This window comes from Streptomyces sp. NPDC059355 (genome assembly GCF_042752335.1).
Classification (GTDB): domain Bacteria; phylum Actinomycetota; class Actinomycetes; order Streptomycetales; family Streptomycetaceae; genus Streptomyces.
The window spans coordinates 321,863-347,013 of record NZ_JBHYXN010000001.1; the positions used below are offsets into that span (position 1 = coordinate 321,863).

24 protein-coding genes and 2 pseudogenes are annotated in these 25,151 nt (G+C 72.4%); 12 read left to right on the forward strand and 14 right to left on the reverse strand.

The annotated features are described in order from the left end of the window. Positions 1 to 449: 449 nt before the first annotated feature. Positions 450 to 1,685 carry an acyltransferase family protein gene (locus tag ACFXGI_RS01415; RefSeq protein ID WP_384701525.1) on the reverse strand — a complete coding sequence of 412 codons (1,236 nt, stop codon included), beginning with the start codon at positions 1,683 to 1,685 and terminating at the stop codon, positions 450 to 452. A 281-nt stretch (positions 1,686 to 1,966) separates the two neighbouring features. Between ACFXGI_RS01415 and ACFXGI_RS01420 the strand changes: the two genes are divergently transcribed. Further along, on the forward strand, positions 1,967 to 2,632 hold the full coding sequence (locus ACFXGI_RS01420) for a molybdopterin-dependent oxidoreductase (RefSeq protein WP_384701843.1): 666 nt from the start codon (positions 1,967 to 1,969) through the stop codon (positions 2,630 to 2,632). Continuing rightward, positions 2,616 to 3,305, forward strand: coding sequence for a cytochrome b/b6 domain-containing protein (locus tag ACFXGI_RS01425; RefSeq protein WP_384701528.1), 690 nt, complete (start codon positions 2,616 to 2,618; stop codon positions 3,303 to 3,305). The genes ACFXGI_RS01420 and ACFXGI_RS01425 overlap by 17 nt, the downstream gene beginning before the upstream one ends. Before the next feature lie 7 nt (positions 3,306 to 3,312). Here ACFXGI_RS01425 and ACFXGI_RS01430 read toward each other — a convergent pair whose 3' ends face one another. From ACFXGI_RS01430 to ACFXGI_RS01445, 4 genes and pseudogenes are all read right to left on the reverse strand, one after another. Then, positions 3,313 to 4,881, reverse strand: coding sequence for a hypothetical protein (locus ACFXGI_RS01430; RefSeq protein WP_384701531.1), 1,569 nt, complete (start codon positions 4,879 to 4,881; stop codon positions 3,313 to 3,315). A 154-nt stretch (positions 4,882 to 5,035) separates the two neighbouring features. Then, complete coding sequence (locus tag ACFXGI_RS01435; protein ID WP_384701533.1) at positions 5,036 to 5,230, reverse strand: hypothetical protein; 195 nt, start codon at positions 5,228 to 5,230, stop codon at positions 5,036 to 5,038. Between the two features lie 98 nt (positions 5,231 to 5,328). Further along, positions 5,329 to 5,679: pseudogene (locus ACFXGI_RS01440) on the reverse strand (ABC transporter ATP-binding protein); the annotation flags it as partial. After that, positions 5,676 to 5,915: pseudogene (locus ACFXGI_RS01445) on the reverse strand (ABC transporter permease); the annotation flags it as partial. The pseudogenes ACFXGI_RS01445 and ACFXGI_RS01440, both read right to left, overlap by 4 nt. Positions 5,916 to 6,101: 186 nt before the next feature. On the opposite strand from ACFXGI_RS01445, the gene ACFXGI_RS01450 reads away from it, so the two are divergent. Together ACFXGI_RS01450 and ACFXGI_RS01455 are read left to right on the forward strand one after the other, a co-directional pair. Further along, positions 6,102 to 7,052: a fibronectin type III domain-containing protein gene (locus ACFXGI_RS01450; protein WP_384701535.1), complete on the forward strand. Its 951-nt coding sequence runs from the start codon at positions 6,102 to 6,104 to the stop codon at positions 7,050 to 7,052. 84 nt (positions 7,053 to 7,136) lie between these two features. After that, positions 7,137 to 9,239, forward strand: a complete 2,103-nt coding sequence (locus tag ACFXGI_RS01455) for an ATP-binding protein (RefSeq protein WP_384701539.1) — start codon at positions 7,137 to 7,139, stop codon at positions 9,237 to 9,239. Between the two features lie 144 nt (positions 9,240 to 9,383). On the opposite strand, the gene ACFXGI_RS01460 is transcribed toward ACFXGI_RS01455, so the two are convergent. After that, positions 9,384 to 9,569 (reverse strand): DUF5999 family protein, encoded by a 186-nt coding sequence (locus ACFXGI_RS01460; RefSeq protein WP_030158228.1) that lies wholly within the window; start codon positions 9,567 to 9,569, stop codon positions 9,384 to 9,386. Positions 9,570 to 9,947: 378 nt separating this feature from the next. Here ACFXGI_RS01460 and ACFXGI_RS01465 point away from each other — a divergent pair, with 378 nt between their 5' ends. Next, positions 9,948 to 10,700, forward strand: a complete 753-nt coding sequence (locus ACFXGI_RS01465; RefSeq protein WP_384701543.1) for a hypothetical protein — start codon at positions 9,948 to 9,950, stop codon at positions 10,698 to 10,700. A gap of 47 nt (positions 10,701 to 10,747) precedes the next feature. Here ACFXGI_RS01465 and ACFXGI_RS01470 read toward each other — a convergent pair whose 3' ends face one another. Beyond that, complete coding sequence (locus ACFXGI_RS01470) at positions 10,748 to 11,980, reverse strand: acyl-CoA dehydrogenase family protein (protein WP_030860644.1); 1,233 nt, start codon at positions 11,978 to 11,980, stop codon at positions 10,748 to 10,750. A 193-nt stretch (positions 11,981 to 12,173) separates the two neighbouring features. On the opposite strand from ACFXGI_RS01470, the gene ACFXGI_RS01475 reads away from it, so the two are divergent. Continuing rightward, positions 12,174 to 12,818 carry a TetR family transcriptional regulator gene (locus ACFXGI_RS01475; RefSeq protein WP_030860645.1) on the forward strand — a complete coding sequence of 215 codons (645 nt, stop codon included), beginning with the start codon at positions 12,174 to 12,176 and terminating at the stop codon, positions 12,816 to 12,818. 21 nt (positions 12,819 to 12,839) lie between these two features. Here the strand turns inward: ACFXGI_RS01475 and def are convergent, their stop codons facing one another. Beyond that, complete coding sequence (gene def, locus ACFXGI_RS01480) at positions 12,840 to 13,406, reverse strand: peptide deformylase (protein ID WP_384701546.1); 567 nt, start codon at positions 13,404 to 13,406, stop codon at positions 12,840 to 12,842. Between the two features lie 122 nt (positions 13,407 to 13,528). Between def and ACFXGI_RS01485 the strand changes: the two genes are divergently transcribed. The 6 genes from ACFXGI_RS01485 to ACFXGI_RS01510 all read left to right on the forward strand — a co-directional run bounded on the left by ACFXGI_RS01485 (position 13,529) and on the right by ACFXGI_RS01510 (position 18,929). After that, positions 13,529 to 14,767 (forward strand): MurT ligase domain-containing protein, encoded by a 1,239-nt coding sequence (locus ACFXGI_RS01485; RefSeq protein WP_266669266.1) that lies wholly within the window; start codon positions 13,529 to 13,531, stop codon positions 14,765 to 14,767. Between the two features lie 31 nt (positions 14,768 to 14,798). Beyond that, a complete protein-coding gene (locus ACFXGI_RS01490; RefSeq protein ID WP_384701549.1) occupies positions 14,799 to 15,527 on the forward strand; it encodes a type 1 glutamine amidotransferase in 729 nt (242 codons plus the stop codon). Positions 15,528 to 15,741: 214 nt separating this feature from the next. Further along, positions 15,742 to 16,767, forward strand: a complete 1,026-nt coding sequence (locus ACFXGI_RS01495; protein ID WP_030860648.1) for a 6-phosphofructokinase — start codon at positions 15,742 to 15,744, stop codon at positions 16,765 to 16,767. Between the two features lie 108 nt (positions 16,768 to 16,875). Beyond that, entirely contained in the window at positions 16,876 to 17,838 is a 963-nt protein-coding gene (locus ACFXGI_RS01500) for a cytochrome c oxidase assembly protein (protein ID WP_384701553.1), read from the forward strand. 32 nt (positions 17,839 to 17,870) lie between these two features. Next, a complete protein-coding gene (locus ACFXGI_RS01505; RefSeq protein ID WP_030860651.1) occupies positions 17,871 to 18,029 on the forward strand; it encodes a hypothetical protein in 159 nt (52 codons plus the stop codon). A 189-nt stretch (positions 18,030 to 18,218) separates the two neighbouring features. Further along, complete coding sequence (locus tag ACFXGI_RS01510) at positions 18,219 to 18,929, forward strand: lysophospholipid acyltransferase family protein (protein WP_384701556.1); 711 nt, start codon at positions 18,219 to 18,221, stop codon at positions 18,927 to 18,929. A gap of 35 nt (positions 18,930 to 18,964) precedes the next feature. Here ACFXGI_RS01510 and ACFXGI_RS01515 read toward each other — a convergent pair whose 3' ends face one another. The 6 genes from ACFXGI_RS01515 to ACFXGI_RS01540 all read right to left on the reverse strand — a co-directional run bounded on the left by ACFXGI_RS01515 (position 18,965) and on the right by ACFXGI_RS01540 (position 25,144). Next, positions 18,965 to 20,629 carry an alpha/beta hydrolase gene (locus tag ACFXGI_RS01515; protein ID WP_384701559.1) on the reverse strand — a complete coding sequence of 555 codons (1,665 nt, stop codon included), beginning with the start codon at positions 20,627 to 20,629 and terminating at the stop codon, positions 18,965 to 18,967. Positions 20,630 to 20,819: 190 nt separating this feature from the next. Then, positions 20,820 to 21,566: an urease accessory protein UreD gene (locus tag ACFXGI_RS01520; RefSeq protein WP_384701846.1), complete on the reverse strand. Its 747-nt coding sequence runs from the start codon at positions 21,564 to 21,566 to the stop codon at positions 20,820 to 20,822. Between the two features lie 125 nt (positions 21,567 to 21,691). Continuing rightward, on the reverse strand, positions 21,692 to 22,378 hold the full coding sequence (gene ureG / locus ACFXGI_RS01525) for an urease accessory protein UreG (RefSeq protein WP_384701562.1): 687 nt from the start codon (positions 22,376 to 22,378) through the stop codon (positions 21,692 to 21,694). 35 nt (positions 22,379 to 22,413) lie between these two features. Beyond that, on the reverse strand, positions 22,414 to 23,088 hold the full coding sequence (locus ACFXGI_RS01530) for an urease accessory protein UreF (RefSeq protein ID WP_384701565.1): 675 nt from the start codon (positions 23,086 to 23,088) through the stop codon (positions 22,414 to 22,416). 30 nt (positions 23,089 to 23,118) lie between these two features. Continuing rightward, complete coding sequence (locus ACFXGI_RS01535) at positions 23,119 to 24,840, reverse strand: urease subunit alpha (protein ID WP_384701568.1); 1,722 nt, start codon at positions 24,838 to 24,840, stop codon at positions 23,119 to 23,121. Beyond that, positions 24,833 to 25,144 carry an urease subunit beta gene (locus ACFXGI_RS01540; RefSeq protein WP_384701571.1) on the reverse strand — a complete coding sequence of 104 codons (312 nt, stop codon included), beginning with the start codon at positions 25,142 to 25,144 and terminating at the stop codon, positions 24,833 to 24,835. Before ACFXGI_RS01540 ends, ACFXGI_RS01535 begins: the two co-directional genes overlap by 8 nt. Between the last annotated feature and the right edge of the window lie 7 nt (positions 25,145 to 25,151).

The window sequence follows — 25,151 nt, forward strand, 5'->3', positions numbered from 1 at the left end:
GGATGGATGTCGGAGCGGCTGGTCTACGAGAGGGCCATGTTCCACGAGCCCGCCGACCAGGACCTCGGTCGTGCCCGCCCTTCTGCCTGTGCACCCGCACCGGAAGGATCCGCGGCCACATCGGGCTGGACCGTGCCAAGGACCATCTGCCCCTGGCCGTGGACGACCCCGCCCGGATGCGCTTCGGCACCGAACATGCTCACCGCGTCGACCTCGTCGCACGGCACGCCTGTGCCGGCCTCACCACACATCAGGTGTTCGAGTTGAAGCGGTTCGTCCGTGACGGTGCCATGCAGCCGGGAGCGACGGCCGACATCGTCCCCTGGCAGGTACTCCACAGCCTGGGCGCGAGCGTGATCACAGGCACGAGGCGGCCCACCGTCGACCTCCCGTGCAGCGGCTACGGCCTGATCGCCTGCGCGAACGCGCCCGGCTGGCCGGCGGCACCCTCACCGCCGGCCCCACGGATGACGGCGGCTGTCTTCTCCGCTCCTGCCACCCGGCCCAGCCGACGTGACAATGCCCTCCGACTCGGGGGCCGGGGCCTGGGCCGGGACCGCGGGGACCGGTACCGGCGGCGCCGACATCCGGCGGATGTCGTGCACCGCACGGCGCATTCCCGTGCGCAGCCGGCGCCCCAGGGGGCGCTCTATGAGCCGGTGCACGAGCCAGGCGAGAGCCACCATGAACGCGGTGACGCCCAGGACGAGGGGGACGGGCCGCACGTCGTGGCGGAAGCGGTGGATGGCCGTCAGCCCGGCCATCATGTGGATCAGGTACAGCGGATACGTCACCTCCCCCGCGTGCCGCAGCCAGCGCCACCGGATACGGTCGAAGGTGCCGAGGGCGATCCCCGCCATGACGAGGAACCCGCAGGCGATGACGAGGTGGGCCGGCCAGACCGGCGTCTGCGCGGCGACGCCGCCCCCCAGATTGCTGATCATCCGGCCCTGGACGTAGCTCTGCGCGAGGACGAACTGAAGGCCCGCGATGCCCCACAAGACGGCATTGGGCCCGAAGCGGCGCATGAGGTGGAAGGCGATTCCCGCGATGAAGTACAGCGAGAACGTCGGGATCGCGAAGAAGGACAGCACTCCGCTGTCAGCGGTGGGTGCCACCACGCCGGCCACGGTCCAGACCGTGCAGAAGACCACGCAGTTCCGGTAGGTGACGCCGCGCAGGACCACCAGCGCGAACAGCGCGTAGAACTTCAGCTCGACGAAGAGGGTCCAGTACGCGTCGTCGATGTGTGGCACCTTGATGCCGCCCTGGAGCATCGACAAGTTGACCACGACGTCAACGAACGCCTTGACCCCGCGCACCTCCGGCCAGGCGAACAGGACGCCGGCCGTGAAGAGGACGGCCGCCCAATAGGCAGGAAAGAGACGAGCGATGCGGGAGGCGGCGAACTCGCCCACACCGCGGTCCCAGGCGCTCATGCAGATGACGAACCCGCTGACGACGAAGAAGATCTCGACGCCCAGCCAGCCGTAGACGGCGTAGGCGCTCGCGACAGGGAAGACGGCGGCGGCCGGTTCTCCCCAGCCGCTGTCGAGCGCCAGGTAGTGGTAGCACAGGACGCCCAGCGCGGCGACGATCCGGAGGCCGTCCAGGGCGGCCAGGCGGGCGCCGCTACCCGGCACGGTTCCCTGCCCGGGGTGTCCGATGGCTCTCGACGCGCTCATACCGTGATTGCCGCTTCCTTGTGTGACTGCCCGATGAACGGATTTGATCAACGGGCACCCTACCTGTCACCCCACCGGCCCACCCCTGTTCACCGGGCGAGGTGTGACGGAAGTCTGACGGACCGCCGCCGAGCCTGGCGCCGGCGCGTCGGCGGTGGTCGAATCGGGCTGTGAGCCCAGCACCCGCGGCCGAACCCGCACCCCAGCCGCCACCGGACCCCGACCGCGACCCCGCCCCCGACGGTCAGGGCACGCCGATCGGGCGCCGCCTGGTCCTCGGCATGGTCGGGCTCGGCGCCGCCGGGCTGGTCACCGCCCCGTACCTGCAGGGCGGCTTCGAGGCCTTCCTCGGCGCGGCCTCCACCAAGGACCCCACCGGCCTCACGGGGCTGCTGCCCAACGGCGGCGGGTTCCGCTACTACTCGGTGACCGCCTCCGTCCCCGAGCGCGGCCCCGAGAACTACCGGCTCACCGTCGACGGCCTCGTCGACCGCCCCATGACGTACACCCTCGACGCGCTCCGGGCGCTTCCGCAGACCCGCGTCGTACGGGACGTGCAGTGCGTCACCGGCTGGCGGGTTCCCGGCACCCCCTTCGAGGGGGTGCCGCTGACGCGGCTGCTCGACGCCGCCGGGGTGCGCCCCGAGGCCCGGGCCATCCGCTTCAGCTGCTTCGACGGCACGTACACGGAGAGCCTGACCCTCCCCCAGGCCCGCCGGGACGACGTCATGGTGGCGCTGCGCATGCAGGACAAGCCGCTGAGCCATTCCCACGGCGGCCCCGTCCGCCTGTACGTGGCCCCCATGTACTTCTACAAGTCCGCGAAGTGGCTCTCCGGCATCACCCTGACCCGTGACGTGGAGCCGGGCTACTGGGAGGACCTCGGTTACGACGTCGACGCATGGGTCGGCCGGTCGAACGGACGCGACGATGCCCCGACCGTCTGAGCCGGCGCCGCGGCGCGCCGAGCGGATCCACCGGTTCAGCCGCGCCGAGCGGTGGATCCACCGGTCCACGGCCGCGCTGACGGGGCTCTGCGCGGGCACGGCGGCCTGTCTGTACCTGCCTGCGCTCGCCGAGCTCGTCGGCCGCCGCCACCTCCTGGTCACCGTGCACGTCTGGTCCGGGCTGCTGCTGGTCGTCCCGTTCCTGCTGGGGCTCGCCTCGAGCGCCTTCCGCGCCGATCTGCGGCGCCTCGGCCGCTTCGGGCCGCACGACCGGGTCTGGCTGCGGGCCGCTCTGCGACGGGACCGGGTGACCAGGCGGCCCGCCGGGAAGTTCAACGCCGGGCAGAAGGTGTACGCGGGCTGGCTGGCCGGGGCGGTGCTGGTGATGGCGGGCACCGGGATGCTCATGTGGTGGACCGGCCTCGTCCCGCTGGTCCGGCGCACGGCCGCCACTTTCGTCCACGACTGGCTGGCCCTCACCGTGGGCGTCGTGCTCGCCGCGCACATCGGCAAGGCCCTGGCCGACCCCGAGGCGCGCCGGGGCCTGCGTACCGGCTCCGTCGACCGCGGGTGGGCCGAGCGCGAGCACCCTCTGTGGCGGACCGGGCGACCCGGCCCCGCGGACCGGGGGGAGCCGGCCGACGCGGATCGCGCGCCGGCCGACCCTGTGTGAGTCGCCGTCAGCCGCCGTCGCGTACGGCGACGATGCCGTTGAAGACTCCGACGTACGCCGTGCCGTCGGGTCCGAGCGTGATCGGCGCCCAGTTGTTGTCGTACAGCGGCCCGGTGCCGGTCAGCTGCCGCCAGCGGCGCTCTCCGGTGCGGAAGTCCACCGCCGTCAGGTACCAGGCGTCGATCCCCCAGGCGTTGGGCTCCTTCTCGTAGAAGTAGAGCAGCCCGTTCGCGGTGGAGAGCTTCGGGACGACGGAGGGCGAGCGGACGGAGCTCTGCCACACCGTGTCGCAGCCGCTGCCGTCGGCGCGGACGTCGATCCGGCTGGCCCCGCCGACGACGGACTTGCCGAGCAGCAGGCTGGTGAGGTTCTCGTAGCCGTAGTTGTTCTCGACGACGATGCTGTTGCCCCAGGTGATGAGGGAGTTGTCGGTGGTCGAGGCGCCGCTGGCGAACACCGGGACCTTGCAGACCAGCCGCCGGTCGGCGGGTACGTCGGCGCCCCGCCGGTAGACCAGGACGTTCATCCGGTCGTCGGCGTTGTCGGTGATGGCGACGTAGCCGTCGCCGAAGAGGTCCGGGGTGGTGCCCGAACCCTGGTTCACGGAGCCGGGTTTGGTTCCCGTACCGCGGTCGTACGTCTGGCGCCACTGCGCTTCGGGGGTGCCGTCGGCGGTGGCGCGGAAGCTGTAGAGGGCGTGGTCGGAGACGATCGACACACCGTCCTCGGCGACCGAGAAGGAGTTCTGGATCTCCTCGCCCGGGAGGCGGATCGAGCGGATCTGCGAGGTCTGCGGATCCACGGTGCCCACGCGGCCCTGGCGGGTGACCCACCAGACGAGGCCGTTCCAGTCGGGCATCACGGAGGTGACGGGGTCGCAGGTGCCGCTGGGCCGCAGGTTGGTCCAGGTGACGCAGTCGTGCGGGACCTGGCCGGTGAGGTCCCAGTCGTCGTCGACGGCGAACGTCCAGCTGCCGTCCGGCCGCTGCGTGTGCGAGAGGCGCAGGATGTGCTGGCGGGAGTCGGCCAGCACCGCCCGGTCCTGGTCGTCCAGGTAGAAGTAGGCGCCGCCCGAGGTGTCCTTGAAGATCTTCGAGAAGTCGAGGGAGGTGATCGCCTCGACCGTCGAGGAACGCTGCGGGAGCTGGTGTTCCGCGAGCGTGGACAGCGTACGGGGATCAAGGAGCTTGACCTTGAAGCCGGTGAAGGTGCCGCACACGGTGACCAGCCGGCCTCCCGCGTCGAAGGTGGCGGTGGCGCATTCGCCGCCCAGAGCGGCGATCTTCTCGCTGCTCACCCGCGGGTTCCTGCCGAGCGGCCCGGACCACGGGGAGGTGGCGCTGCCCCCGGCGTCGGAGTGCATGCCGCTGCGGCCGTTGGGCGCGAGGAAGGGATGCTGGTGCGGGGCCGCGCCGGGCAGCGGGACGGCGGCCGCGGGGGCGCCGTCGTAGTGGCTGACCAGGCGGTGGCCGGGGGCCTGGGGTATCTCCGCGGCCTGCGCCGGGGAGATCCCGTACATCGCGGTGAACACGATGAGGGCGGGGACCACGGCGCAGTTCAGCGCTCTTCGGAACATCCGGGCTTCCTCCGTTCTCTTCAGTTTTATTGACAGTGCGTATGACATCGCGCCGCCGCCAGACGCTAGATCGCACGGCCTGAGGAGTCCATGGAGGAGCCGGATGATTCACGAACGCGCAACAGTTGATCAGTCCGCCCCGGACCCCCGCGGCCTACGGGCGCAGCCCGGAGACCACCTGGGCCGTGGCCGTCAGACCGTCGTGGATGGTCGCCGCCATGCTGCTGCCGGCCAGGTGGAAGCCGAGCAGCGCACAGACGAGGGCGTGGGAGAACTTGAGGCCGCCGCTGCGCATGAAGATCCACGCGAGGACGAGGAGCAGCACGACCACGGAGAGCGAAATCACCATCGATACCTCCTTAGGCGGCGCCATCGTGGCGCAGGAGGGGGTGCCTTCGGGCGAAACCCGTGTCCGCCGTACGGGTGTTGACCGTCCGTGACGGGCGGTCAGTGCTTGACGATCTCGTCCCAGTGGGTCGTACGGTCGCACCAGCGGGCGAGCAGGACCGGATCGTGGCCGACGGCGAGGAGCCCGGCCCCGGTCTCGGCGCGGCACTCCTCGACCACCCCCACCAGGGCGGCAGTGGTGGAGGCGTCCAGCATCGCGGTCATCTCGTCGCAGACCAGCCGGCGCGGGCGCAGCACCAAAGCCCGGGCCGGACATACGCGTTGCAGCCGGCCGTCGCTGACCTCGTGGGGGGGGCGCCGGGCGAGCGGATCCGCGCCGAGTCCGACACGCGCGGCCAACTCGGGGACCGCCCCGTCCGCTTCTCCACGGCGGCCCGTCGCCCGCGCAGGTCGGAGAGGAGGCTCCCAGCGAGGACGGCGGCCGTGACCGGCACGGTCAGCGCCGCCGGCAGCGGGAAGTCCACCGAGGTCGCCGCGCGCGGGCTCCCCGTACGGGGTCCTCGTCAAGCGCGTCGGCCACCCCCTGGCGGACGTACGGGAAGAACCAGGGGAGTTGGGAGAAGCTCGGCACCAAGGCAGGCAGGACGAGGTGGCGGGCCCACCTGGCCCGCGGTGACCACGTCGCTGCAGCTTGCGATCGGCCGCTATCGCAAAGGGATCGCAATCATGCCAGACGGGATCGGAAGAACACGAACCCGGGCACATCGGCGGACGGTGCGAGCCCGGCGCGCGCGGGTCTTGCCGCGCCGCCCGCACCCGTGCCATATATGTCTAGACCTTTACGAGGAAGCGGAAGCCGAGGAAGGCCCCCCGTGCGACGCACCGCCCCCCTGCTCGCCCTCTGCCTGGCCGCCACCGGGCTCACCGCCTGCACCGCCGCCGACACCACGCCCCCCGCGGCCCCCGCCGGGATCACCGCACAGGCCGGCAGCGCCACCTCCGTGCACGTGATGTGGCAGGCGGCGGCCGACGCGGTGACCAACTACCAGGTCTTCCAGGCGGGCCGGCTGGTGCGCGAACTCCCCGCCGACAAGACGATGGTGGACATCACCGGCCTCAGCCCGCAGACCGGCTACGCCTTCACGGTCCGGGCCCGCGACGCCGCCGGGAACACCTCCGCCCCGAGCGCCTCCGCCGAGGCCACCACCCCGGCCGCCAAGGCCGAGGACCGCCAGGCCCCCACCGCCCCCGCCCGCACCACGGGCCGGGCGGACGGCCCCCGGTCCGCCACGCTGTCCTGGTCCACGGCGACCGACGACACGGGCGTGACCGCGTACGACGTCTACCAGGGCGGCATCCGGATCCACACCGCCGGCCCCGGCGAGACCGGCACCGCCCTGACCGGCCTCCAGCCGGACACCGGCTACACCTTCACCGTCCGGGCCCGCGACGGTGCGGACAACTCCTCCCCCGACGGCCCGGCGGTGGAGGTGACCACCCCGCCCTCCGCCGGACAGGGCCCGGGCACCGCGCCCGCCGAGTTCACCGCGACCGCCTCTCCGGGCGCCGTCACGCTGACCTGGACCGCCCCGGACACCGGCCGCCCGACCACCGAGTACGAGCTCCACGTCAACGGACGGCCCGTCACCGCCATCCAGTTCGGTGCCGGCGCCGTGCCCGCGTCCGGGGCCGCCGGGGTGGAGCACCGGCTCACGGTGACCGAACCGGCCGGCACCCGGTGGACGCTCAAGCTGCGCGCCCGGCTGCCCGACGGCAACTGGGGGGCCTTCTCCGCGGAGCGGAGCATCGTACTCGCGGCATGAGGCGCGCGGCCGGTCTCCCGTCAACGTGACGGCAATCCGAACGGAACGGCACGTCCGGACGAGAAGATCGCGCACAATACAACCGTGTTCGGTGAGTACGCGTCCAACAGAAAACGGCCGGATTCCGCGGAAGCCGACGGCGATCCCGATCCGGCTCCCTGCGCCCCGCCGGGAAACCTGCCGCCCGACCCGGCGGGGTTCATCGGGCGGGAGAGCGAACTCGCCGAGTTGCACGGCGTGTTGGGCTCCCGCAGGCTGACCACCCTCACCGGGGTGGGCGGCGTCGGCAAGTCCCGCCTCGCCCTGCGGGCCGTCAGCGATCCCGGACAGGCCCGGCCCGACGGGGTCTGGTGGGTGGAGCTCTCGCCGCTGCGCGATCCCGGCCTGCTCACCATGACCGTCGCCCACGCCGTGGGCCTGGCCGACCACTCCGCCCGCCCCCTCGACGAGGAGCTGTGCGCGTGGATGGCCGACAAGGAACTGCTCCTCGTCCTCGACACGTGCGAGCACATGGTGGCCGAATGCCGCCACCTCGTCGGTGAACTCCTGCAGTCCGCCCCCGGCCTGACGGTGCTGGCCACCTCACGGGAGCCCCTCGACAGCCCCTGCGAGAGGGTCGTCGAGGTCTGCCCGCTGCCCTGCGAGGGACCCGACAGCGACGCCCTCGCCCTGTTCCGCGCCCGGGCCGTGGCCGCGACCCCCGATGCCGCGGCGGCCTTCGACGACCCCGGACGGGCGCGGCTCGCGGCCGAGGTGTGCCGCCGCCTCGACGGCATCCCGCTGGCCCTGGAACTCGCCGGCGCCCGGCTGCGGCTGTGGACCCTGGAGCAGATGGCCCAGCGGCTCGGCACCCGCTTCGCCGTGCTGTCCGACAGCGGGCCCGGCCTGCAGCCCCGGCACCGGACGATGCGGACCGCGATCGGCTGGAGCCACGAGCTGTGCGAGCCGGTGGAACGGCTGCTGTGGGCCCGACTGTCGGTCTTCACCGGGGACTTCGACATCGCCGCCGCCCGCGCGGTGTGCTCGGGCGGCCCGCTGCCTGCCTCCCGGGTGGAGCGGGTGCTCGCGGGCCTGGTCGCGAAGTCCGTCGTACGGCGCACCCTGGAGCGGGGGGCGGGCGCCCGCTACCGGATGCTGGACACCATCCGCGAGTACGGCCACGACTGGCTGACCGAGCTCGGCGAGATGCAGACCGTCGCCGACCGGCACGCCCACTGGTACGCGGCGCTCTGCCAGGCCGCCGACCGGGGCTGGATGAGCCCGGAACAGGTGGACTGGTACCGCAGGATGACCGTCGAGCACGCCCAGCTGCGGACGGCGCTGGAGCACCTCCTCGGCGCGGACCCGGCGGCCGCGCTGGAGATGGCCGGGGCCCTGTGGTTCTTCTGGTTCTCGTGCGGACACGTCCACGAGGGCCGGGGCTTCCTGGAACGGGCCCTGCGGACGGCCCCGGGGACGGGCGCCGCGTACACCCAGGCCCTGTGGGCGCTCGGGCTGACCGCCCTGCTCCAGGGGGACATGGACGCGGCCCGGGAGCTGGGCGCGGAGTGCACCCGCGCGGCGGCCCGGCTGGCGGATCCCGAGCCGGAGCTGCGCGCCGCGTACCTGCACGGGGCCTCGGTGCTGATGCCCGGGGATCCCGTACGGGCCCTGGAGCTCACCGGCCCCCGGGCACGGGCCGGCCACGGCGGCCGGACCAGCGGCCCGGGCTGGCTGCTGTGCCGGCTGGCCACCGGCTATGCCCTGTGCGACCTGGAGCGCTTCGAGGAGGCCGCCGAGGAGGCCCGGGGGCTGCGCGAGGCCTGCGCGGAGCTGGGCGAGCGCTGGCTGCGGGCGTACGCGGACTACGTGCTCGCGGTCGCGGCGCTCGGGCTCGGCCACCACGGGGAGGCGGCGCGCCACGTACGGGCGATGCTCTCCGGGAAGCGGCTGCTCGGCGACCGGTTCGGCATCGCGCTCGGCCTGGACCTGCTCGCGGCGGCGGTGGCGGCGCTGGGCGACGGGGAACTCGCGGCGCGGCTGCTGGGCACCGGGCACGCCTGGTGGCGTACGGTCGGCCGGCCGCAGATGGGCTCACCCTCGCTGACGGCCTTGCGGGACCGGGGCGAGCGGCAGGCCCGCGCGGCGATCGGGGACGAGGCGTACGAGGCCGCGTTCCAGGGCGGAACCGCGGCGTCCACCGGCTGAACACCAGCCGGTGGGCCGCTATAACGTCGGGGCTCCCGTCAGTACGGGAGGGGTCTGCCCGACGGTGTGCGCAGGTCCAGGTCTCGTGGTGCGGGCTTGGGGACGGGCTTGCGGATCAGCTGCTGGCGCATGCGGCCTCCTAGCTCAGACCAGGGCCGGGCGGCGGGGTTCCACCGCGCGGCCGTCGGGGAGCAGCTCACCGGTGTCGTCGAAGACCACCAGGCCGTTGCAGAGCAGGCTCCAGCCCTGTTCGGGGCGGAAGGCCACGGTGCGGGCGGCGTCGTGATCGGCGCTGTCGGCGGACGGGCAGGGGGGCTGGTGGGAGCACATGGCGCACCTCCTCGCAGTGTGGGGCGGGAGGGCCGGTGGTCACCCGGTCGAATCCGCGATCCACGGTGGCGGTGAGTATTGCTGATCACCGCCCCCGTACGGAACCCATTTCGGCGGTCCAGTTCAGGGTGTGTATGCCCGCTCACCATGCGCTCATGCCCGGTATCCGGATCGTTCACCCGACGCCCCTTGGCGGGCGCCGCCGCCGTGCCCCGCAGGGGTGTTCACGTCCGGCGCGGGCGTGGCCGGGATCACGTCCGGCGCGGGCCCTCGCCCGGCTGCCGCCGCGACGGCGCGGGCTAGGGTGCCGGTGATCACCGGCCGCCCGGCGATCACCGCGCGACCCCGCGCGACCCCGCGAGACCCGAGGAGAGATCCGTGGCCACTCCGCCACCGCAGCACGGCGCCGGCCCCTACCACCCGTACGGCCCGCAGCAGGGCGTCCCCCACTCCCCGTACGGCGTGCCGCCGCAGCCGGTCCCGTACGGCCACCGGCAGGTGCCGCAGGCCCCGTACGGCTGCCGCGTGTGCGGAGCCCAGCCGGCCGTGCGGGCCACCGTGCGCGGGCACCAGGGGATGGTGGTGCTGATGCGGTTCCTGCGCCAGGAGGGGCCGTTCTGCCGCGACTGCGGGCTCGCCACCTACCGCAAGATGTCCGCGGACACACTGTGGCAGGGGTGGTGGGGCCCGCTGTCGGTGTTCATCACACCGGTCACCGTGCTGCTGAACCTCGGCGCGCGGGCGAGCTTCCTCCGGCTCACTCCCCCGGTCGGCGCCATCGTGCCCTCGCTGAGCCCCGGCAAGCCGCTGTGGCGCCGCCCACCGGCGCTGGTCTTCCTCACGGCGACCGTGCTCATCGCCTTCGCACCGCCCCTGCTCGTGCTGCTGGGCCTGATGGCCGGCAACGACGGTCTGCCGACCGGCCCGGCCATCGGGACGTGCGTGCGCGACGCGGACAAGCTGCGCAACGAGAAGCTGGTGCCGGAAGCCTGCGGTTCCCCGCTGGCCAAGTACCTGGTCACCATGGAGCGGGGCACCGGCGGCGCGGACTGCGCCGACGGCGACCTGATCAGCGTCCCCGACAAGTGGGCCGAGGGCGCCCACTCGCTGTGCCTCACGCCCGTGCACTGACGGACTCGCGCATGAGGCACGGCGCGCGGGCGGCCGGGGCCCGTCCGCTAGCGGATCGGCATCTGCGAGATCGTGCGGGCGATCACCAGACGCTGGATCTCGCTGGTGCCCTCGAAGATCGTGTAGATCGCGCTGTCGCGGTGCATGCGCTCCACCGGGTACTCACGGGTGAAGCCGTTGCCACCGAGGATCTGGACCGCCTGGGCGGTGACCTTCTTGGCCATCTCGCTCGCGAACAGCTTCGACATGGAGCCCTCCGCCGAGGTGAAGGGCTTGCCCGCGACCGCCATCCAGGAGGCCCGCCACACGAGCAGCCGGGCCGCGTCGATGGAGGTCCGCATGTCGGCGAGCTGGAAGGCGACGCCCTGGTTGTCGATGATCGGACGGCCGAACTGCGTACGGGTCTTGGCGTAGTCGAGGGCGACCTCGTACGCCGCGCGCGCGGTGCCGACGGCCATGGCGCCGACCGCCGGGCGGGAGGCCTCGAAGGTGGCCATGGCGGCGTTCTTCACGCGCTCGCCACCGCCGCCGGCCCTGGCCCGCTCGTGGGCCCGCGCGAGCCGCTCGTCCAGCTTCTCCTTGCCGCCGAGCAGGCAGGAACCGGGGACGCGGACGTCCTCCAGGACCACCTCGGCGGTGTGGGAGGCGCGGATGCCGTGCTTCTTGAACTTCTGGCCCTGGGACAGGCCGGGGGTGTTCGGCGGCACGATGAAGGAGGCGTGGCCCTTGGTGCCGAGCTCGGGGTCGACGACGGCGACGACGATGTGGACGTTGGCGATGCCGCCGTTGGTCGCCCAGGTCTTGGTGCCGTTGAGCACCCACTCGTCCTTGGCCTGGTCGTAGACGGCGCGGGTGCGCATCGAGCCGACGTCGGAACCGGCGTCCGGCTCGGAGGAGCAGAAGGCCGCGACCTTCACGTCGTCGGGGGTGCCGTACATCTGCGGGATCCAGGTCCCGATCTGCTCCTCGGTGCCGTTGGCGACGACGCCGATGGCGGCGAGCCCGGTGCCCACGATCGACAGGGCGATGCCCGCGTCGCCCCAGAACAGCTCCTCCATGGCCATCGGGATGCCCAGGCCGGTAGGGTCGAAGAACTGCTGGGCGTAGAAGTCGAGCGAGTAGATGCCGACCTTCGCGGCCTCCTGGATGACGGGCCACGGAGTCTCTTCTCGCTCGTCCCATTCCGCGGCGGCGGGCCGGATCACTTCGGCCGCGAAGCCGTGGATCCAGTCGCGTACCTGCTTCTGGTCGTCATTGAGCTCCATGGTGAACTCCGCCATGTTTCCCTCCAGCTGTGCGTCCACCAGTGCGTTACTAGCGGTAACCCATACGGTGACCACAGTCTGTTACCGGCGAGTAGGCACTGTCAAGCAGCGCAGCCCGCGGCGCAGCCGATTCGATCGCGAGGGTGTGCGGGGTGTTACGTTGCGTGGGCGTCACGCACCATCGCAAGGGCGGGGAGAGAAACACGTCATGGAGACCACTCAGCAGGCCGGCGAACCGGGAGCGGCCGAGCGCCGCAGGCGGGAGCTGCTCGAAGCGGCCGACCGGGTCGTCCTCCGGGACGGCCCCAAGGCGTCCATGAACGCCATCGCGGCGGAGGCCGGCATCACCAAACCGATCCTCTACCGGCACTTCGGCGACAAGGCCGGGCTCTACCAGGCCCTCGCCGTCCGGCACACCGACGCCCTGCTCGACTCGCTGCGGGCCGCGCTCGATGCCCCGGCCGAGCGCCGCAGTCGCGTGGAGTCCACCCTCGACACCTACCTCGCGGCCATCGAGGCCCGACCGCAGGTGTACCGGTTCCTCATGCACCCGGCCGAGGACTCGCACGCCGCCGAGCGGGGCTTCGACGTGGGCCTGCACTCGGCGCCGCTGCTGCGCCGGCTCGGCGAGGAGCTCGCCGACGTGATCGGCGAGCGCGTGGACCTCGGCCCCGGCGGCGAACGCCTGGCCCGGATCTGGGGCCACGGCATCGTCGGCATGATGCACGCCGCCGGCGACTGGTGGCTGGGGGAACGCCCCTGCGATCGCGCCGAGTTGGTCACCGGGCTCACCGACCTGCTGTGGGGCCGGCTGGCCACGGCCGGCAACCGTGTGGACGGCCCGGGGTTCTGAGCGCCTCCGCCGGGGCCGCACTCAGCTCTGCGCGGCCCCGGCGGCGGCCCGCGCGCCCCACGGCGTCTTGCGGATCGCCCGCCGCAGCCGCCTGGCGCGCATCCCGGTGACCCGGTCCGCGTAGACCGTGCCGTCGAGGTGGTCGCACTCGTGCTGCAGGCAGCGCGCGAAGAACCCGGTGCCCTCGATCCGTACGGGCGCGCCCGCGGAGGTGACCCCCTCGACGACCGCGCGGTCGAAGCGGACCGTGCCCGCCTCCAGGCCGGGCAGCGACAGGCAGCCCTCGGGGCCGCGGAACTCGTCCCCGTCGGCCGCCACCAGACGCGGATTGACGATGTGCCCGACGTGGCGGACGTCCTCGTCGTCGGGGCAGTCGTACACGAACACCCGCTGCCCGACGCCGATCTGGTTCGCGGCGAGGCCGACGCCCTCGGCGGCGTACATCGTCGCGAACATGTCCTCGACGAGCCGGTCGAGGGCCGGGCCGAACGCGGTGACCTCCTCGCACGGCGAGTGGAGCACCGGGTCGCCCAGCAGGCTCATGGTGCGGACGAGGCCGGTGGTACCGGGGATGGGGCGCTGTCGCATGGCCGTAAGCGTACGACGGGCGAATATATGAGGAGATCCGCGGCGCCTCAGGGCGCCGCGGTCAAGGCCCCGGCCGGTACTGGATAGGCTGGGGCCGACCGACGCAAGGAGGACAAGGGACGATGGCAGGCAACACAGAGCCGCTTTCGCCGCGGGCCAAGCTGGCCGTGACGGCGGGCAAGGCCGCGGCGGCGGTGTCGCGGGCCGCGGGACGCGGAAGCGGATCGGTGATCGGTGGCAAGGTCGCACTCAAACTCGACCCCGATCTCCTCGGAGCGCTCGCGCAGCATCTCGACGTCGTCCTCGTCTCCGCGACGAACGGCAAGACCACGACCACCCGGCTGATCGCCGAGGCCCTGCGGGCCAGCGGACCGGTCGTCTCCAACGCCCTCGGCGCGAACATGCCGGCCGGCATCACCTCCGCCCTCGCGGGCGGATCCGACGCCAAGTACGGCGTCATCGAGGTGGACGAGAAGTACCTCGCCGGAGTCGCCCGGGACGTCACCCCCAAGGTGATCGCCCTGCTGAACCTCTCCCGCGACCAGCTGGACCGCGCCGCCGAGACCCGCATGCTCGCGGAGAAGTGGCGCGAGGGCCTCCAGGGCTCCAAGGCCGTCATCGTCGCCAACTGCGACGACCCGCTCATCGTGTGGTCGGCCTCGTCCTCGCAGAACGTGGTGTGGGTCGCCGCCGGCCAGGAGTGGAAGGACGACGCCTGGTCGTGCCCCTCCTGCGGTGGCGTCATGCAGCGCCCCGGCGACGACTGGTTCTGCGGCGAGTGCGGATTCCGGCGCCCCACCCCGAGCTGGGTGCTGTCCGGGGACCACGTACTGGACCCGCACGGCTCGGCCTGGCCGATCCACCTCCAGCTGCCCGGCCGCGCCAACAAGGCGAACGCCGCCACCTCGGCCGCCGTGGCCGCCGTCTTCGGCGTCCCGCCGCAGGTGGCGCTGGAGCGGATGTACCAGGTGCAGGCCGTCGCCGGCCGCTACGACGTGGTGAACTTCCAGGGCCGTGAGCTGCGGCTGCTGCTCGCGAAGAACCCGGCGGGCTGGCTCGAGACGTTTTCGCTGATCGACCCGCCGCCGACCCCGGTGATCCTCTCGGTGAACGCACGCGGCGCCGACGGCACGGACACCTCCTGGCTGTGGGACGTGGACTACCCGCGCCTGGCCGGCCACCCGATCTTCGTGATCGGCGACCGCAAGCTGGACCTGGCGGTCCGCCTGGAGGTCGCGGGCCTGGACTTCCGCGTGTGCGAGACCCTCGACGAGGCCGTGCAGCTGGCGCCGCCCGGACAGATCGAGCTGATCGCCAACTACACCGCCTTCCAGGACGTGCGCCGCCGCGTCGGCAACTAGAACTCTCACCTGAACCGCAGAGGACAAGAGCATGAGCGACAACAGCCTGCGTCTGGTGTGGGTCTACCCGGACCTGCTGAGCACGTACGGAGACCAAGGCAACGCCCTCGTGGTGGAGCGCCGGGCGCGCCAGCGCGGCCTGGACGTGCAGCGCGTGGACGTGCGCAGCGACCAGCCCATCCCCACCTCGGGCGACATCTACCTGATCGGCGGCGGTGAGGACCGCCCGCAGCGGCTCGCCGCGGAGCGGCTGCTGCGCGACGGCGGTCTGGAGCGGGCCGTCTCGAACGGGGCGATCGTCTTCTCCGTCTGCGCCGGCTACCAGATCCTCGGCAACGAGTTCGTCAACGACATGGGCGAGCGCCAGGAGGGCCTCGGCCTGCTGGACGTGGTCACGGTGCGCGGCGAGGGCGAGCGGTGCGTCGGCGACGTCCTCGCGGACATCGACCCGCGCCTGAACCTGCCGCAGCTGACCGGCTTCGAGAACCACCAGGGCGTCACGCACCTCGGGCCGACCGCCCGCCCGTTCGCCCGGGTCTCGATGGGCCGCGGCAACGGCACCGGCGACGGCACCGAGGGCGCGTACAACGACACGGTCTTCGGCACCTACATGCACGGCCCCGTGATGGCCCGCAACCCGCAGATCGCGGACCTGCTGCTGAAGCTGGCCCTCGACGTGAACGCGCTGCCGCCCATCGAAGACCGGTGGTACGAGGCGCTGCGCGCCGAGCGGATCGCGGCGGCCACGCAGCCCGCGTAACGCCGCGCGGACCGCTCATCGGGGCGGCCCCGCAATCATGTGTTCGGCCCGGTTTTCCCTAGGGGGAACCGGGCCGACGTCGTTTCGTACGACGAGTATGACCAGCATGTGGAGGATGGTTCAGTCCACCGCTCCAGCGCTTGTAGGGTGGCCGTAGTTCCAACCGGACGACGTGGTCCGGTCGTCGGCCCACGTTGCAAAGGTTCCCCCTGCCATGCGCATTGGTGTGCTCACTTCCGGAGGCGACTGCCCCGGCCTCAATGCCGTCATCCGCTCCGTCGTGCACCGCTCCGTCGTCGACCACGGCGACGAGGTCATCGGCTTCCACGACGGCTGGCGCGGCCTGCTGGAGTGCGACTACCGCAAGCTGGACCTCGACGCCGTGAGCGGCATCCTGGCCCGCGGCGGCACCATCCTCGGCTCCTCCCGCGTCCAGCCCGCGCACCTGCGCGACGGCGTGGAGCGGGCCCGCGGGCACGTGGCCGACCTGGGCCTGGACGCCATCATCCCGATCGGCGGCGAGGGCACCCTGAAGGCCGCGAACCTGCTCTCGCAGGCCGGCCTGCCGATCGTGGGCGTGCCGAAGACCATCGACAACGACATCGCCTCGACGGACGTCACCTTCGGCTTCGACACCGCCGTCGGGGTCGCCACCGAGGCCCTGGACCGGCTGAAGACCACCGCCGAGTCCCACCAGCGCGTGATGGTCGTGGAGGTCATGGGCCGCCACACCGGCTGGATCGCCCTGCACTCGGGCATGGCGGCCGGCGCGCACGCCATCGTCGTCCCGGAGCGCCCCTTCGACATCGACGAGCTGACGGCGATCGTCGGCGAGCGCTTCTCCGCGGGCAAGCGGTTCGCGATCGTCGTGGTCGCCGAGGGCGCCAAGCCGCGTGCCGGCTCCATGGACTTCCAGGAGGGCGGCACCGACCAGTACGGGCACGAGCGCTTCGCCGGCATCGGCAACCTGCTCGCGGTCGAGCTGGAGCGCCGTCTGGGCAAGGAGGCCCGTCCGGTCATCCTGGGCCACGTCCAGCGCGGTGGTACGCCGACCGCGTACGACCGGGTCCTGGCCACCCGCTTCGGCTGGCACGCGGTGGAGGCGGCGCACCGCGGCGAGTTCGGGATGCTGACCGCGCTGCGCGGCACCGAGATCGAGATGGTCCCGCTCGCCGACGCCGTGCAGACCCTCAAGACGGTCCCGTCCGAGCGGTACGCCGAGGCTCAGAACGTTCTGTGATGTTTCCCCCCTTCTGCGCCATAACCACGTAATGGCCGCCCCCGAACGCGATCGCGTTCGGGGGCGGCACTACTGTGGTGGGGCACCACAGGTCAAGGGAGTGAACAGATGGATCACAGCGGTCACGGCATGGACATGAACATGGACATGGACCTGCCGCCGTTCACTCTCGGGCGCGGGCTGGAGTTCTCCTTCGACGCGTTCTTCCTGATCGGCTCGCTGGTGGGCCTCGGCCTGTACCTGTGGGGCGTGGTGCGGCTGCGCCGCCGCGGGGACGCCTGGCCGCCGGGCCGGACCGTCGCCTTCACCACGGGCGTGCTGACCGTGGCCCTGGTGATGTGCACCAAGCTGAACGACTACGGCATGGTCATGTTCAGCGTGCACATGGTCCAGCACATGGTCATCAGCATGCTCTCCCCGATCCTGCTGCTGCTCGGCGCGCCGGTGACGCTGGCGCTGCGCGCGCTGCCGCCGGCGGCGCGGGGCACCAAGGGGCCGCGCGAGCTGCTGCTGATGCTGCTGCACAGCCGCTACATGAAGGTGATCACCCACCCGGTGTTCACGATCCCCCTGTTCATCGCCAGCCTCTATGCCCTGTACTTCACCCCGCTCTTCGACTTCCTGATGGAGAGCAAGGTCGGGCACATCGGCATGATGGTGCACTTCCTGGCCGTCGGCCTGGTCTTCTTCTGGCCGATCATGGGCGTGGACCCGGGTCCGCACCGCCCCGGCTACGTGATGCGGATGCTGGAGCTCTTCGCCGGCATGCCGTTCCACGCCTTCTTCGGCATCGCGCTGATGATGGCGAGCGAGCCGATGATCAAGACGTACGCGAACCCGCCGGCCTCCCTCGGCATCGACCCGCTGCTCGACCAGCAGTGGGGCGGCGGCATCGCCTGGGCCTTCAGCGAGATCCCGTCGGTACTGGTGCTGATCGCGCTGGTCTACCAGTGGTACCACTCCGAGCAGCGGGCGGCGAAGCGCTCCGACCGGGCCGCGGACCGCGACGGCGACCGGGAGCTTGAGGCGTACAACTCCTATCTCGCCTCGCTCCAAGCGCGTGGCCAGTAGCGCGGCAGGACCTTCGCGCGCGACCATGGGGCATGACCGGATCCGTTAAGGCGATGGCCGTCATGACCTTCGCCGCTCTGGTGGCCGTCGCCACGTATTCCGTGGCCCTCGGCAGCAACGGCTGGCTGTGGTTCGGCTGGGTGGTCCTCGGCCTGCTCACCGCCGGCATGGCCGCGTCCCGCAAGCCCTGAACCGGCGCCCGCGCACCTCGCCCCCGCCTCCCGCCCCGGCCGCCCCTCCCAGGCCCGCCGGCTGCGGGTCCGGGCCGGCGGCCGCGGTCATCCTGTGCCGGCCCGGCCGGTGGGATTCTGGTTCGCCATGCCCATCCGGCACCGTGTCCGGCACACTGACCTGACCCCAGGTGAAGGGAAAATGCCCCGGTGTTCTACCACTTGCTCAAGCACGTGCTGCTCGGTCCGCTGCTCCGGCTGCTGTTCCGGCCGCGCATCGAGGGACTGGAGAACATCCCGGCGGAGGGAGCCGCGATCATCGCGGGCAACCACCTGTCGTTCTCCGACCACTTCCTGATGCCGGCCATCCTCAAACGCCGGATCACCTTCCTCGCGAAGGCCGAGTACTTCACCGGTCCCGGCGTGAAGGGGCGGCTGACCGCCTTCTTCTTCCGCAGCGCCGGGCAGATCCCGGTGGACCGCTCCGGCAAGGACGCCGGGCAGGCCGCGCTGCGCGAGGGACTCGGGGTACTGGCCAAGGGCGAGCTGCTGGGGATCTACCCGGAGGGCACCCGCTCCCACGACGGGCGGCTCTACAAGGGCAAGGTGGGCGTCGCCGCGATGGCGCTCGGGGCCGGGGTGCCCGTCGTCCCGTGCGCGATGGTCGGCACCTTCGAGATCCAGCCGCCCGGTCAGAAGATCCCGAACATCCGGCGGGTGACCATCCGCTTCGGCGAGCCGCTGGAATTCTCCCGCTACGCCGGGATGGAACGCGAGCGGGCCGTTCTGCGGGCCGTCACCGACGAGATCATGTACGCGGTCCTCGGACTGTCCGGCCAGGAGTACGTCGACCGGTACGCCGCCGAGGTCAAGGCGGAAGAGGAGGAAGCACGGAAGAAGGCCCGGCGCAGAACGCGCTGAGCCTCCTCCCGTGCCGTTTCATGCCATCGTCCGGCTTAGCGGACGGCCGGCAGCTCCTCCTGCGCCGGGAGCGCGGAGGCCGGCGCCTTGGCGAGCGACTTCGCGGCAGCCGGGGCCGGGGGGACCGGAGTGGCGTGCGGGCCGCACTTCACGTCCTTGGCGTCGACCTTGCCGGTCAGCAGGTAGGCGTCCACCCGGGTGTTGATGCAGGGGTTCACCAGGCTGGTGACACCGTGCGAGCCGGCGTTCTGCTCGGTGATCAGACGCGAGCCGGCGAGACGGCGGTGCATCTCGACGCCACCCTCGTACGGCGTGGCGGCGTCACGCTCGGACTGGACGATCAGGACCGGCGGCAGGCCGCGCTTGGCACCGACCTCGATCGGGTTGCTCTGCTTGGCCTTCCAGGTCGCGCAGGGCAGGTTCATCCACGCGTTGGACCAGGTCAGGAACGGGTACTTCTCGTTCAGCTTGGTGTTGTCCCGGTCCCACTTGGCCCAGCTGGTCGGCCACTTGGCGTCGGCGCACTCCACCGCGGTGTAGACGGCGTTGCTGTTCTCGGACGCGGCGTTGCCCTTGGTGTCCGACATGTCGGGGGCGATGGCCTCGATCAGCGGCTTCTCGTCACCGGCGGCCCAGGCGCTGAACGCCTGCGCGACCGGGACCCACGAGGAGTCGTAGTACGGGGCGCCCTGGAAGAAGCCGATGAGCTCGTTCGGGCCGACGACGCCGCCGAGCGGGTTGGCCTTGGCCTGAGCACGCAGCTGCTGGTACTTGGCCTCGACCTTGGCGCGGCTGTCGCCGAGGTGGAAGACGGAGTCGTACTTGGCGACCCAGTCCTGCCAGTCGTTCCAGCGCGTCTGGAAGGCGACGTCCTGGCCGAGGTTGGCCTCGTACCAGATGTTGTCGGTGTCCGGGTTGACCACGCTGTCGACGATCATGCGGCGCACGTGGGTCGGGAACAGCGTCGCGTAGACGCCGCCGAGGTAGGTGCCGTAGGAGACGCCGAGGTAGTTCAGCTTCTTCTCACCGAGGGCGGCCCGGATGACGTCCAGGTCGCGCGCGGTGTTCGGCGTGGTCATGTGCGGCAGCATCTCGCCGCTGCGCTCCTTGCAGCCGTCCGCGTACTCGGCGGCGAGCTTGCGCTGGGCACGCTTGTCCGCCTCGCTGGACGGGACCGGGTCGGCCTTGGGCGCCTTGACGAACTCCTGCGGGTCGATGCAGGAGATCGGGGCGGAGTGGCCGACACCGCGGGGGTCGAAGCCCACGAAGTCGTAGGCCTTGGAGGTGTTGACCCACAGCGGGCTCTTGGTGGTGACCCGGCGCGGGAAGCGCATGCCGGAGCCGCCGGGGCCGCCCGGGTTGTAGATGAGCGCGCCCTGGCGCTCCTCCTTGGTGCCGGTGCTGCCGATCCGGTCGACCGCGAGGTCGATGGTCTTGCCGAACGGCTTGGAGTAGTCCAGCGGGACCTTGACCCAGCCGCACTGGATCGGGGCCTCGAAGCCCCAGTCGGCGGGGCAGTCCTTCCACTCGACCCCGGTGGAGGCCGCGCGGGCGGCGGCGAGCTGGACGCCCAGCGCCTCCGGGAACCCGCTGTTCTGGCTGGACGAGGCCGCGGCGGCCGGCGGGGCCAGCAGCAGACCCGCGGCCAGCGCTCCGGTGATCAGAGTGGCAGCGCTCCCCAGCGCTGCAGTGCGTATCACGTGGTTGTTCCCCCTGCGTCAGACCCGGCCGGAGGAGGCCGGGTTGGTCGGGTCGGTCGGTCGAACAGTGGGATCCTTTCGCCTGACCGACACCTGACAACAGGGCAAGGTCGCGTTCTTTGCCAACCCGATAACCGGAAAGGCGTGTACCGCTGAGCGGTGTCCCATTCGTCCCAGGTTCGCTCGGCGATTACCAGCCGTACGTGCGACACGCCGCGTCGAGTACCTCGCGCAGCCGCAGCGCGTCGGGCGCCAGAGCCGTCACGAGGACGGCGGGACCGGCCAGCGGGGTGACGGCCGCGAACTCCCCGAGCACCGCGGCGGTCGGTGCCGACGCGGCGAACGCCGGGTCCACGACCAGGAGCTGACCGAGCGCCCGGTGGCCCGCGAGCCCCGCCGGACCGTCCCAGCCGCCGGGAGCACCCGGTCCGCAGGCCAGCTCCTGGTCCAGCAGCGGGCGCCCGCCCCGGGTCACGGTGAGCCGGCTGCGCAGGAGCCCCGGTGACTCCCCCGTGCGGCCCAGCACCTGCTCCTCGCGCAGCAGCAGCCGGGCCGTGGGGGCGAGTTCGACTCGGGTGCGCACCCGCAGGTCGCTGCCGCGTACGGAGACCAGCGGCTCCGGCAGCCACCGCAGCGCCGAGTCCCCGGCCAGGGTCAGCCGTACGTCGTACCGCGCGGGCGCGCCACCGCGGCCGGGCAGCGCCAGGGTGGCGGCCGCCGAGGCCAGGGCGAGCCGGGCCCCGGGACCGGTGGCGGCCTCGACGGTGAGGTGGTCCCCGCCGAGCGGGGCGCTCATCGCGCCGACCAGCATCACGCCGGCCTCGACGGGCGTGCCGCGGGTGCGGCGCAGCGCGAGCGGCCCCTCGCCGGCCAGCAGGGGCAGGGCGGTTCCGCCGCGACCGTCGGCGACCGCGGAGATCCGGGCGGTGGCCCGCACGCCGGTGCGGGCCGGGGCGGGCCCGGTCGGAGCGGGCCCGGTCGGAGCGGCCGGTTCCGACGGGGCGGGGCCGGGCGGAGCCGGGGCCGGCGGCGCGGCGGGGGGCGCCCCGGCCACCGTAAGGCTCACCGGGCGGCCCAGGCGGCGATCCGCTCGCGCACCCAGGCAGCCACCGGAGCCACGCCCTCGGCGCCGCGCAGCGACTGGAAGGCGACGGGGAGTTCACCGCGCTGCTCGGCGGCGTCGCGGGCCATCCGGTCCAGGTCGGAGCCCACGTAGGGGGCGAGGTCGGTCTTGTTGACGACCAGCAGGTCGGCGGTGGTGACACCCGGGCCGCCCTTGCGCGGGATGTCGTCCCCGCCCGCGACGTCGATGACGAAGATCTGGGCGTCGACGAGGCCGCGCGAGAAGGTGGCGGTCAGGTTGTCGCCTCCGGACTCGACGAGGATCAGGTCGAGCGGGCCGACCGTCTCCTCCAGCTCCTCCACCGCCTCCAGATTGGCGGAGATGTCGTCGCGGATGGCGGTGTGCGGGCAGGCGCCGGTCTCCACCGCGCTGATCCGCTCGGGCGACAGGACGGCCTCGCGGAGCAGGAACTCGGCGTCCTCCCGGGTGTAGATGTCATTGGTGACGACGGCCATGGACAGCTCGGCGCGCAGGACGCGGCAGAGCGCGGCGACGGTGGCCGTCTTCCCGGAGCCGACGGGACCCCCGAGTCCGATGCGCAGGGCGCGCCGCGAGCCGTCCGCCCGTACGGGCTCGGCGCTGTGGGTGTGGCGCTGGGGGTAGGTCACGCCGTGGTCGAGGTGCATGGGGATCTCCGGTAGTGGAGGTGTGGGGAGGGACGTCAGGAGGCGAACAGCCGGACCGGCCAGTCGGCATGGACCTCCGCCGCGATCTCCAGCAGCGGCGAAGAGGCCGCGGGCAGGGCCTCTGGCCCTTCCCGCCCGGCCCGGTGGGCGGCTCGCGCGGCCCGGTCCGAGACCGCGTCGAGCTCGGGGGCGAGGCGGGCCAGGACCCCGCTCGCCTCGAAGGGGTCCAGGCCGAGCAGCCGTACCGTCGCGGTCGCCGGTCCGCTCACGCTCTCGTACGCCGCCACGTGCGCGGCCTCCGGCGGCCCGAGCCCCGCCGCCCGGGCGGTGAGCCCGAGCACCACCGGCTGGTGCGCCCCGCGCGGGAAGGCCGCGGCGAGCGCGTCGAGTTCGGCGGCGGGCCAGGTGGCCCGGGCGGCCCGCAGCAGCTGCCGGCCCAGCCGTCGGGCCGCGGTGCGCAGTGCGGGCGAGGGCGTGCGGGCGTCGGCCGCGGCGTCGAGGACCGCCGGGTCGAGTCCGAGGGCCGCGGCCGCGGCGAGTCCGGCGGCGGTGAGTCCGGCCGTGTGCAGCCGGCCGCGGCAGAACTCCTCCAGGGTGGCGGCGTCGTGGATCCGGCCGGCCTTGCAGGCGGCCTCGGCCCCGCCGGAGTGGGCGTGGCCGCCGGCGGGGAAGCGTCCGTCGGCGAGGACGAGGAGGGCGGCGAGGCTCATGGGGCCGCCGCCGTCGGCAGAGACTCCATGTCAGAAGAGGAAGTATCTCTGCGCCATGGGCAGTTCCGCGGCGGGCGCCGGCTCCACCACCTCGCCGTCGATGGTGACGGTGAAGGTGTCGGCGTCGACCTCGACCCTCGGCATGGCGTCGTTGTTGCGCATGTCCGCCTTGCCCACCTTGCGGGTGCTCTCTATGGCCACGAACCGCTTGCCGAGTCCCAGCCGTTCGGGCAGCTCGTCGTCGAGCGCGGCCTGCGCGGTGAAGTTGACCGAGTTCAGCCCAGGGGCCCGGCCGTGGCTTCCGAACATCGGGCGGGGCAGCACCGGCTGAGGGGTCGGGATGGAGGCGTTGGCGTCGCCCATCTGCGCGTAGGCGATCTGGCCGCCCTTGATGACCACTTCGGGCTTGACCCCGAAGAAGGCGGGCGTCCACAGCACGAGGTCGGCGAGCTTGCCGGTCTCCACCGAGCCGATCTCCCGTGCGAGGCCCTGGGCCACGGCGGGGTTGATCGTGTACTTGGCGACGTAGCGGCGGGCGCGGTGGTTGTCGGCCGGTCCGTCGCCGGGCAGGAAGCCGCGCCGCTTCTTCATGACGTGGGCGGTCTGCCAGGTGCGCATCACGACCTCGCCGACGCGGCCCATGGCCTGGGCGTCGGAGGAGATGATGGAGATCGCGCCGAGGTCGTGCAGGACGTCCTCGGCGGCGATGGTCGAGGGCCGGATCCGGGATTCGGCGAAGGCCAGGTCCTCGGGGACGGCAGGGTTGAGGTGGTGGCAGACCATCAGCATGTCGAGGTGTTCCTCGATGGTGTTGACGGTGTGCGGCCGGGTCGGGTTCGTGGAGCTGGGCAGGATGTTCGGCTCGGAGACCACGGTGATGATGTCGGGTGCGTGCCCGCCGCCCGCACCCTCGGTGTGGTACGAGTGGATCGTCCGTCCGGCGATGGCGGCGAGGGTGTCGCCGACGAATCCGGCCTCGTTGAGGGTGTCGGTGTGGACGGCGACCTGGGCGCCGGTCTCTTCGCAGACGCTCAGGCAGGCGTCGATGACGGCGGGGGTGGCCCCCCAGTCCTCGTGGATCTTGAACCCGAGGGCGCCGCCGCGCAGCTGCGAGTGCATGGCCTCCCGGGACATGGTGTTGCCCTTGCCCAGCAGGCCGATGTTGACGGGGTAGGACTCCAGGGCCGCGAACATCCGGGCGAGGTGCCAGGGTCCGGGCGTAACGGTGGTGGCCTTGGTGCCCTCGGCGGGGCCGGTGCCACCGCCGACGAGGGTGGTGATGCCGGAGGCGAGGGCCTCGTCGACGACGGTCGGCGAGATGAAGTGCACGTGTGCGTCGACGGCGCCCGCCGTGACGATCTTCCCGTTGCCCGCGATGATCTCGGTCTCGGGGCCGATCACGAGCGCGGGGTCCACCCCGTCCATCGTGTCGGGGTTGCCGGCCTTCCCGATGCCGCAGATGCGGCCGTCGCGGATGCCGATGTCGGCCTTGACGATGCCCCAGTGGTCGAGGACGACGACTCCGGTGATCACCGTGTCCGGGGCGCCCTCGGCGCGCGTGGTGCGGGCCTGGCCCATGGACTCGCGGATCACCTTGCCGCCGCCGAACACGGCCTCGTCGCCGGAGCGTCCGGGGCCTCCGCTGAGGTCCCGCTCGATCTCGACGAACAGGTCGGTGTCGGCGAGCCGGATGCGGTCGCCCGCGGTCGGCCCGAAGAGGTCGGCGTACGCGCGGCGGTCGAGCTCAGCCATCGAGCGGCCCCCCGGTCTCCCCGCGCAGGCCCGGTACGGTGCGCAGCCCGCCCAGCGGTACGAGCTCCACGGCGACCGGGATGCCCGGCTCGAAGCGCACGGCGGTGCCGGCGGCGATGTTGAGCCGCAGCCCGCGGGCGGCCGCGCGGTCGAAGTCGAGGCTGGGGTTGGCCTCGGCGAAGTGGTAGTGGGAGCCGACCTGTACGGGCCGGTCGGCGGCGTTGAGCACGGTGAGGCGGGTGACGGGCCGGCCCTCGTTGAGGCGCACCGGGCCGTCCCCGTGGACGATTTCGCCGGGGATCATGCTGGTT

Coding starts and splice junctions, on each gene's coding strand:
- ACFXGI_RS01490 (WP_384701549.1), top strand. CDS start 14,799: ATGAGCGACAACAGCCTGCGTCTGGTGTGGGTCTACCCGGACCTGCTG.
- ACFXGI_RS01495 (WP_030860648.1), top strand. CDS start 15,742: ATGCGCATTGGTGTGCTCACTTCCGGAGGCGACTGCCCCGGCCTCAAT.
- ACFXGI_RS01435 (WP_384701533.1), bottom strand. CDS start 5,230: ATGGTGATTTCGCTCTCCGTGGTCGTGCTGCTCCTCGTCCTCGCGTGG.
- ACFXGI_RS01485 (WP_266669266.1), top strand. CDS start 13,529: ATGGCAGGCAACACAGAGCCGCTTTCGCCGCGGGCCAAGCTGGCCGTG.
- ureG (WP_384701562.1), bottom strand. CDS start 22,378: ATGCACCTCGACCACGGCGTGACCTACCCCCAGCGCCACACCCACAGC.
- ACFXGI_RS01420 (WP_384701843.1), top strand. CDS start 1,967: ATGGTCGGGCTCGGCGCCGCCGGGCTGGTCACCGCCCCGTACCTGCAG.
- ACFXGI_RS01530 (WP_384701565.1), bottom strand. CDS start 23,088: ATGAGCCTCGCCGCCCTCCTCGTCCTCGCCGACGGACGCTTCCCCGCC.
- ACFXGI_RS01415 (WP_384701525.1), bottom strand. CDS start 1,685: ATGAGCGCGTCGAGAGCCATCGGACACCCCGGGCAGGGAACCGTGCCG.
- ACFXGI_RS01470 (WP_030860644.1), bottom strand. CDS start 11,980: ATGGCGGAGTTCACCATGGAGCTCAATGACGACCAGAAGCAGGTACGC.
- ACFXGI_RS01430 (WP_384701531.1), bottom strand. CDS start 4,881: ATGTTCCGAAGAGCGCTGAACTGCGCCGTGGTCCCCGCCCTCATCGTG.
- ACFXGI_RS01535 (WP_384701568.1), bottom strand. CDS start 24,840: ATGGCTGAGCTCGACCGCCGCGCGTACGCCGACCTCTTCGGGCCGACC.
- ACFXGI_RS01500 (WP_384701553.1), top strand. CDS start 16,876: ATGGATCACAGCGGTCACGGCATGGACATGAACATGGACATGGACCTG.
- def (WP_384701546.1), bottom strand. CDS start 13,406: ATGCGACAGCGCCCCATCCCCGGTACCACCGGCCTCGTCCGCACCATG.
- ACFXGI_RS01505 (WP_030860651.1), top strand. CDS start 17,871: ATGACCGGATCCGTTAAGGCGATGGCCGTCATGACCTTCGCCGCTCTG.
- ACFXGI_RS01540 (WP_384701571.1), bottom strand. CDS start 25,144: ATGATCCCCGGCGAAATCGTCCACGGGGACGGCCCGGTGCGCCTCAAC.
- ACFXGI_RS01475 (WP_030860645.1), top strand. CDS start 12,174: ATGGAGACCACTCAGCAGGCCGGCGAACCGGGAGCGGCCGAGCGCCGC.
- ACFXGI_RS01425 (WP_384701528.1), top strand. CDS start 2,616: ATGCCCCGACCGTCTGAGCCGGCGCCGCGGCGCGCCGAGCGGATCCAC.
- ACFXGI_RS01460 (WP_030158228.1), bottom strand. CDS start 9,569: ATGTGCTCCCACCAGCCCCCCTGCCCGTCCGCCGACAGCGCCGATCAC.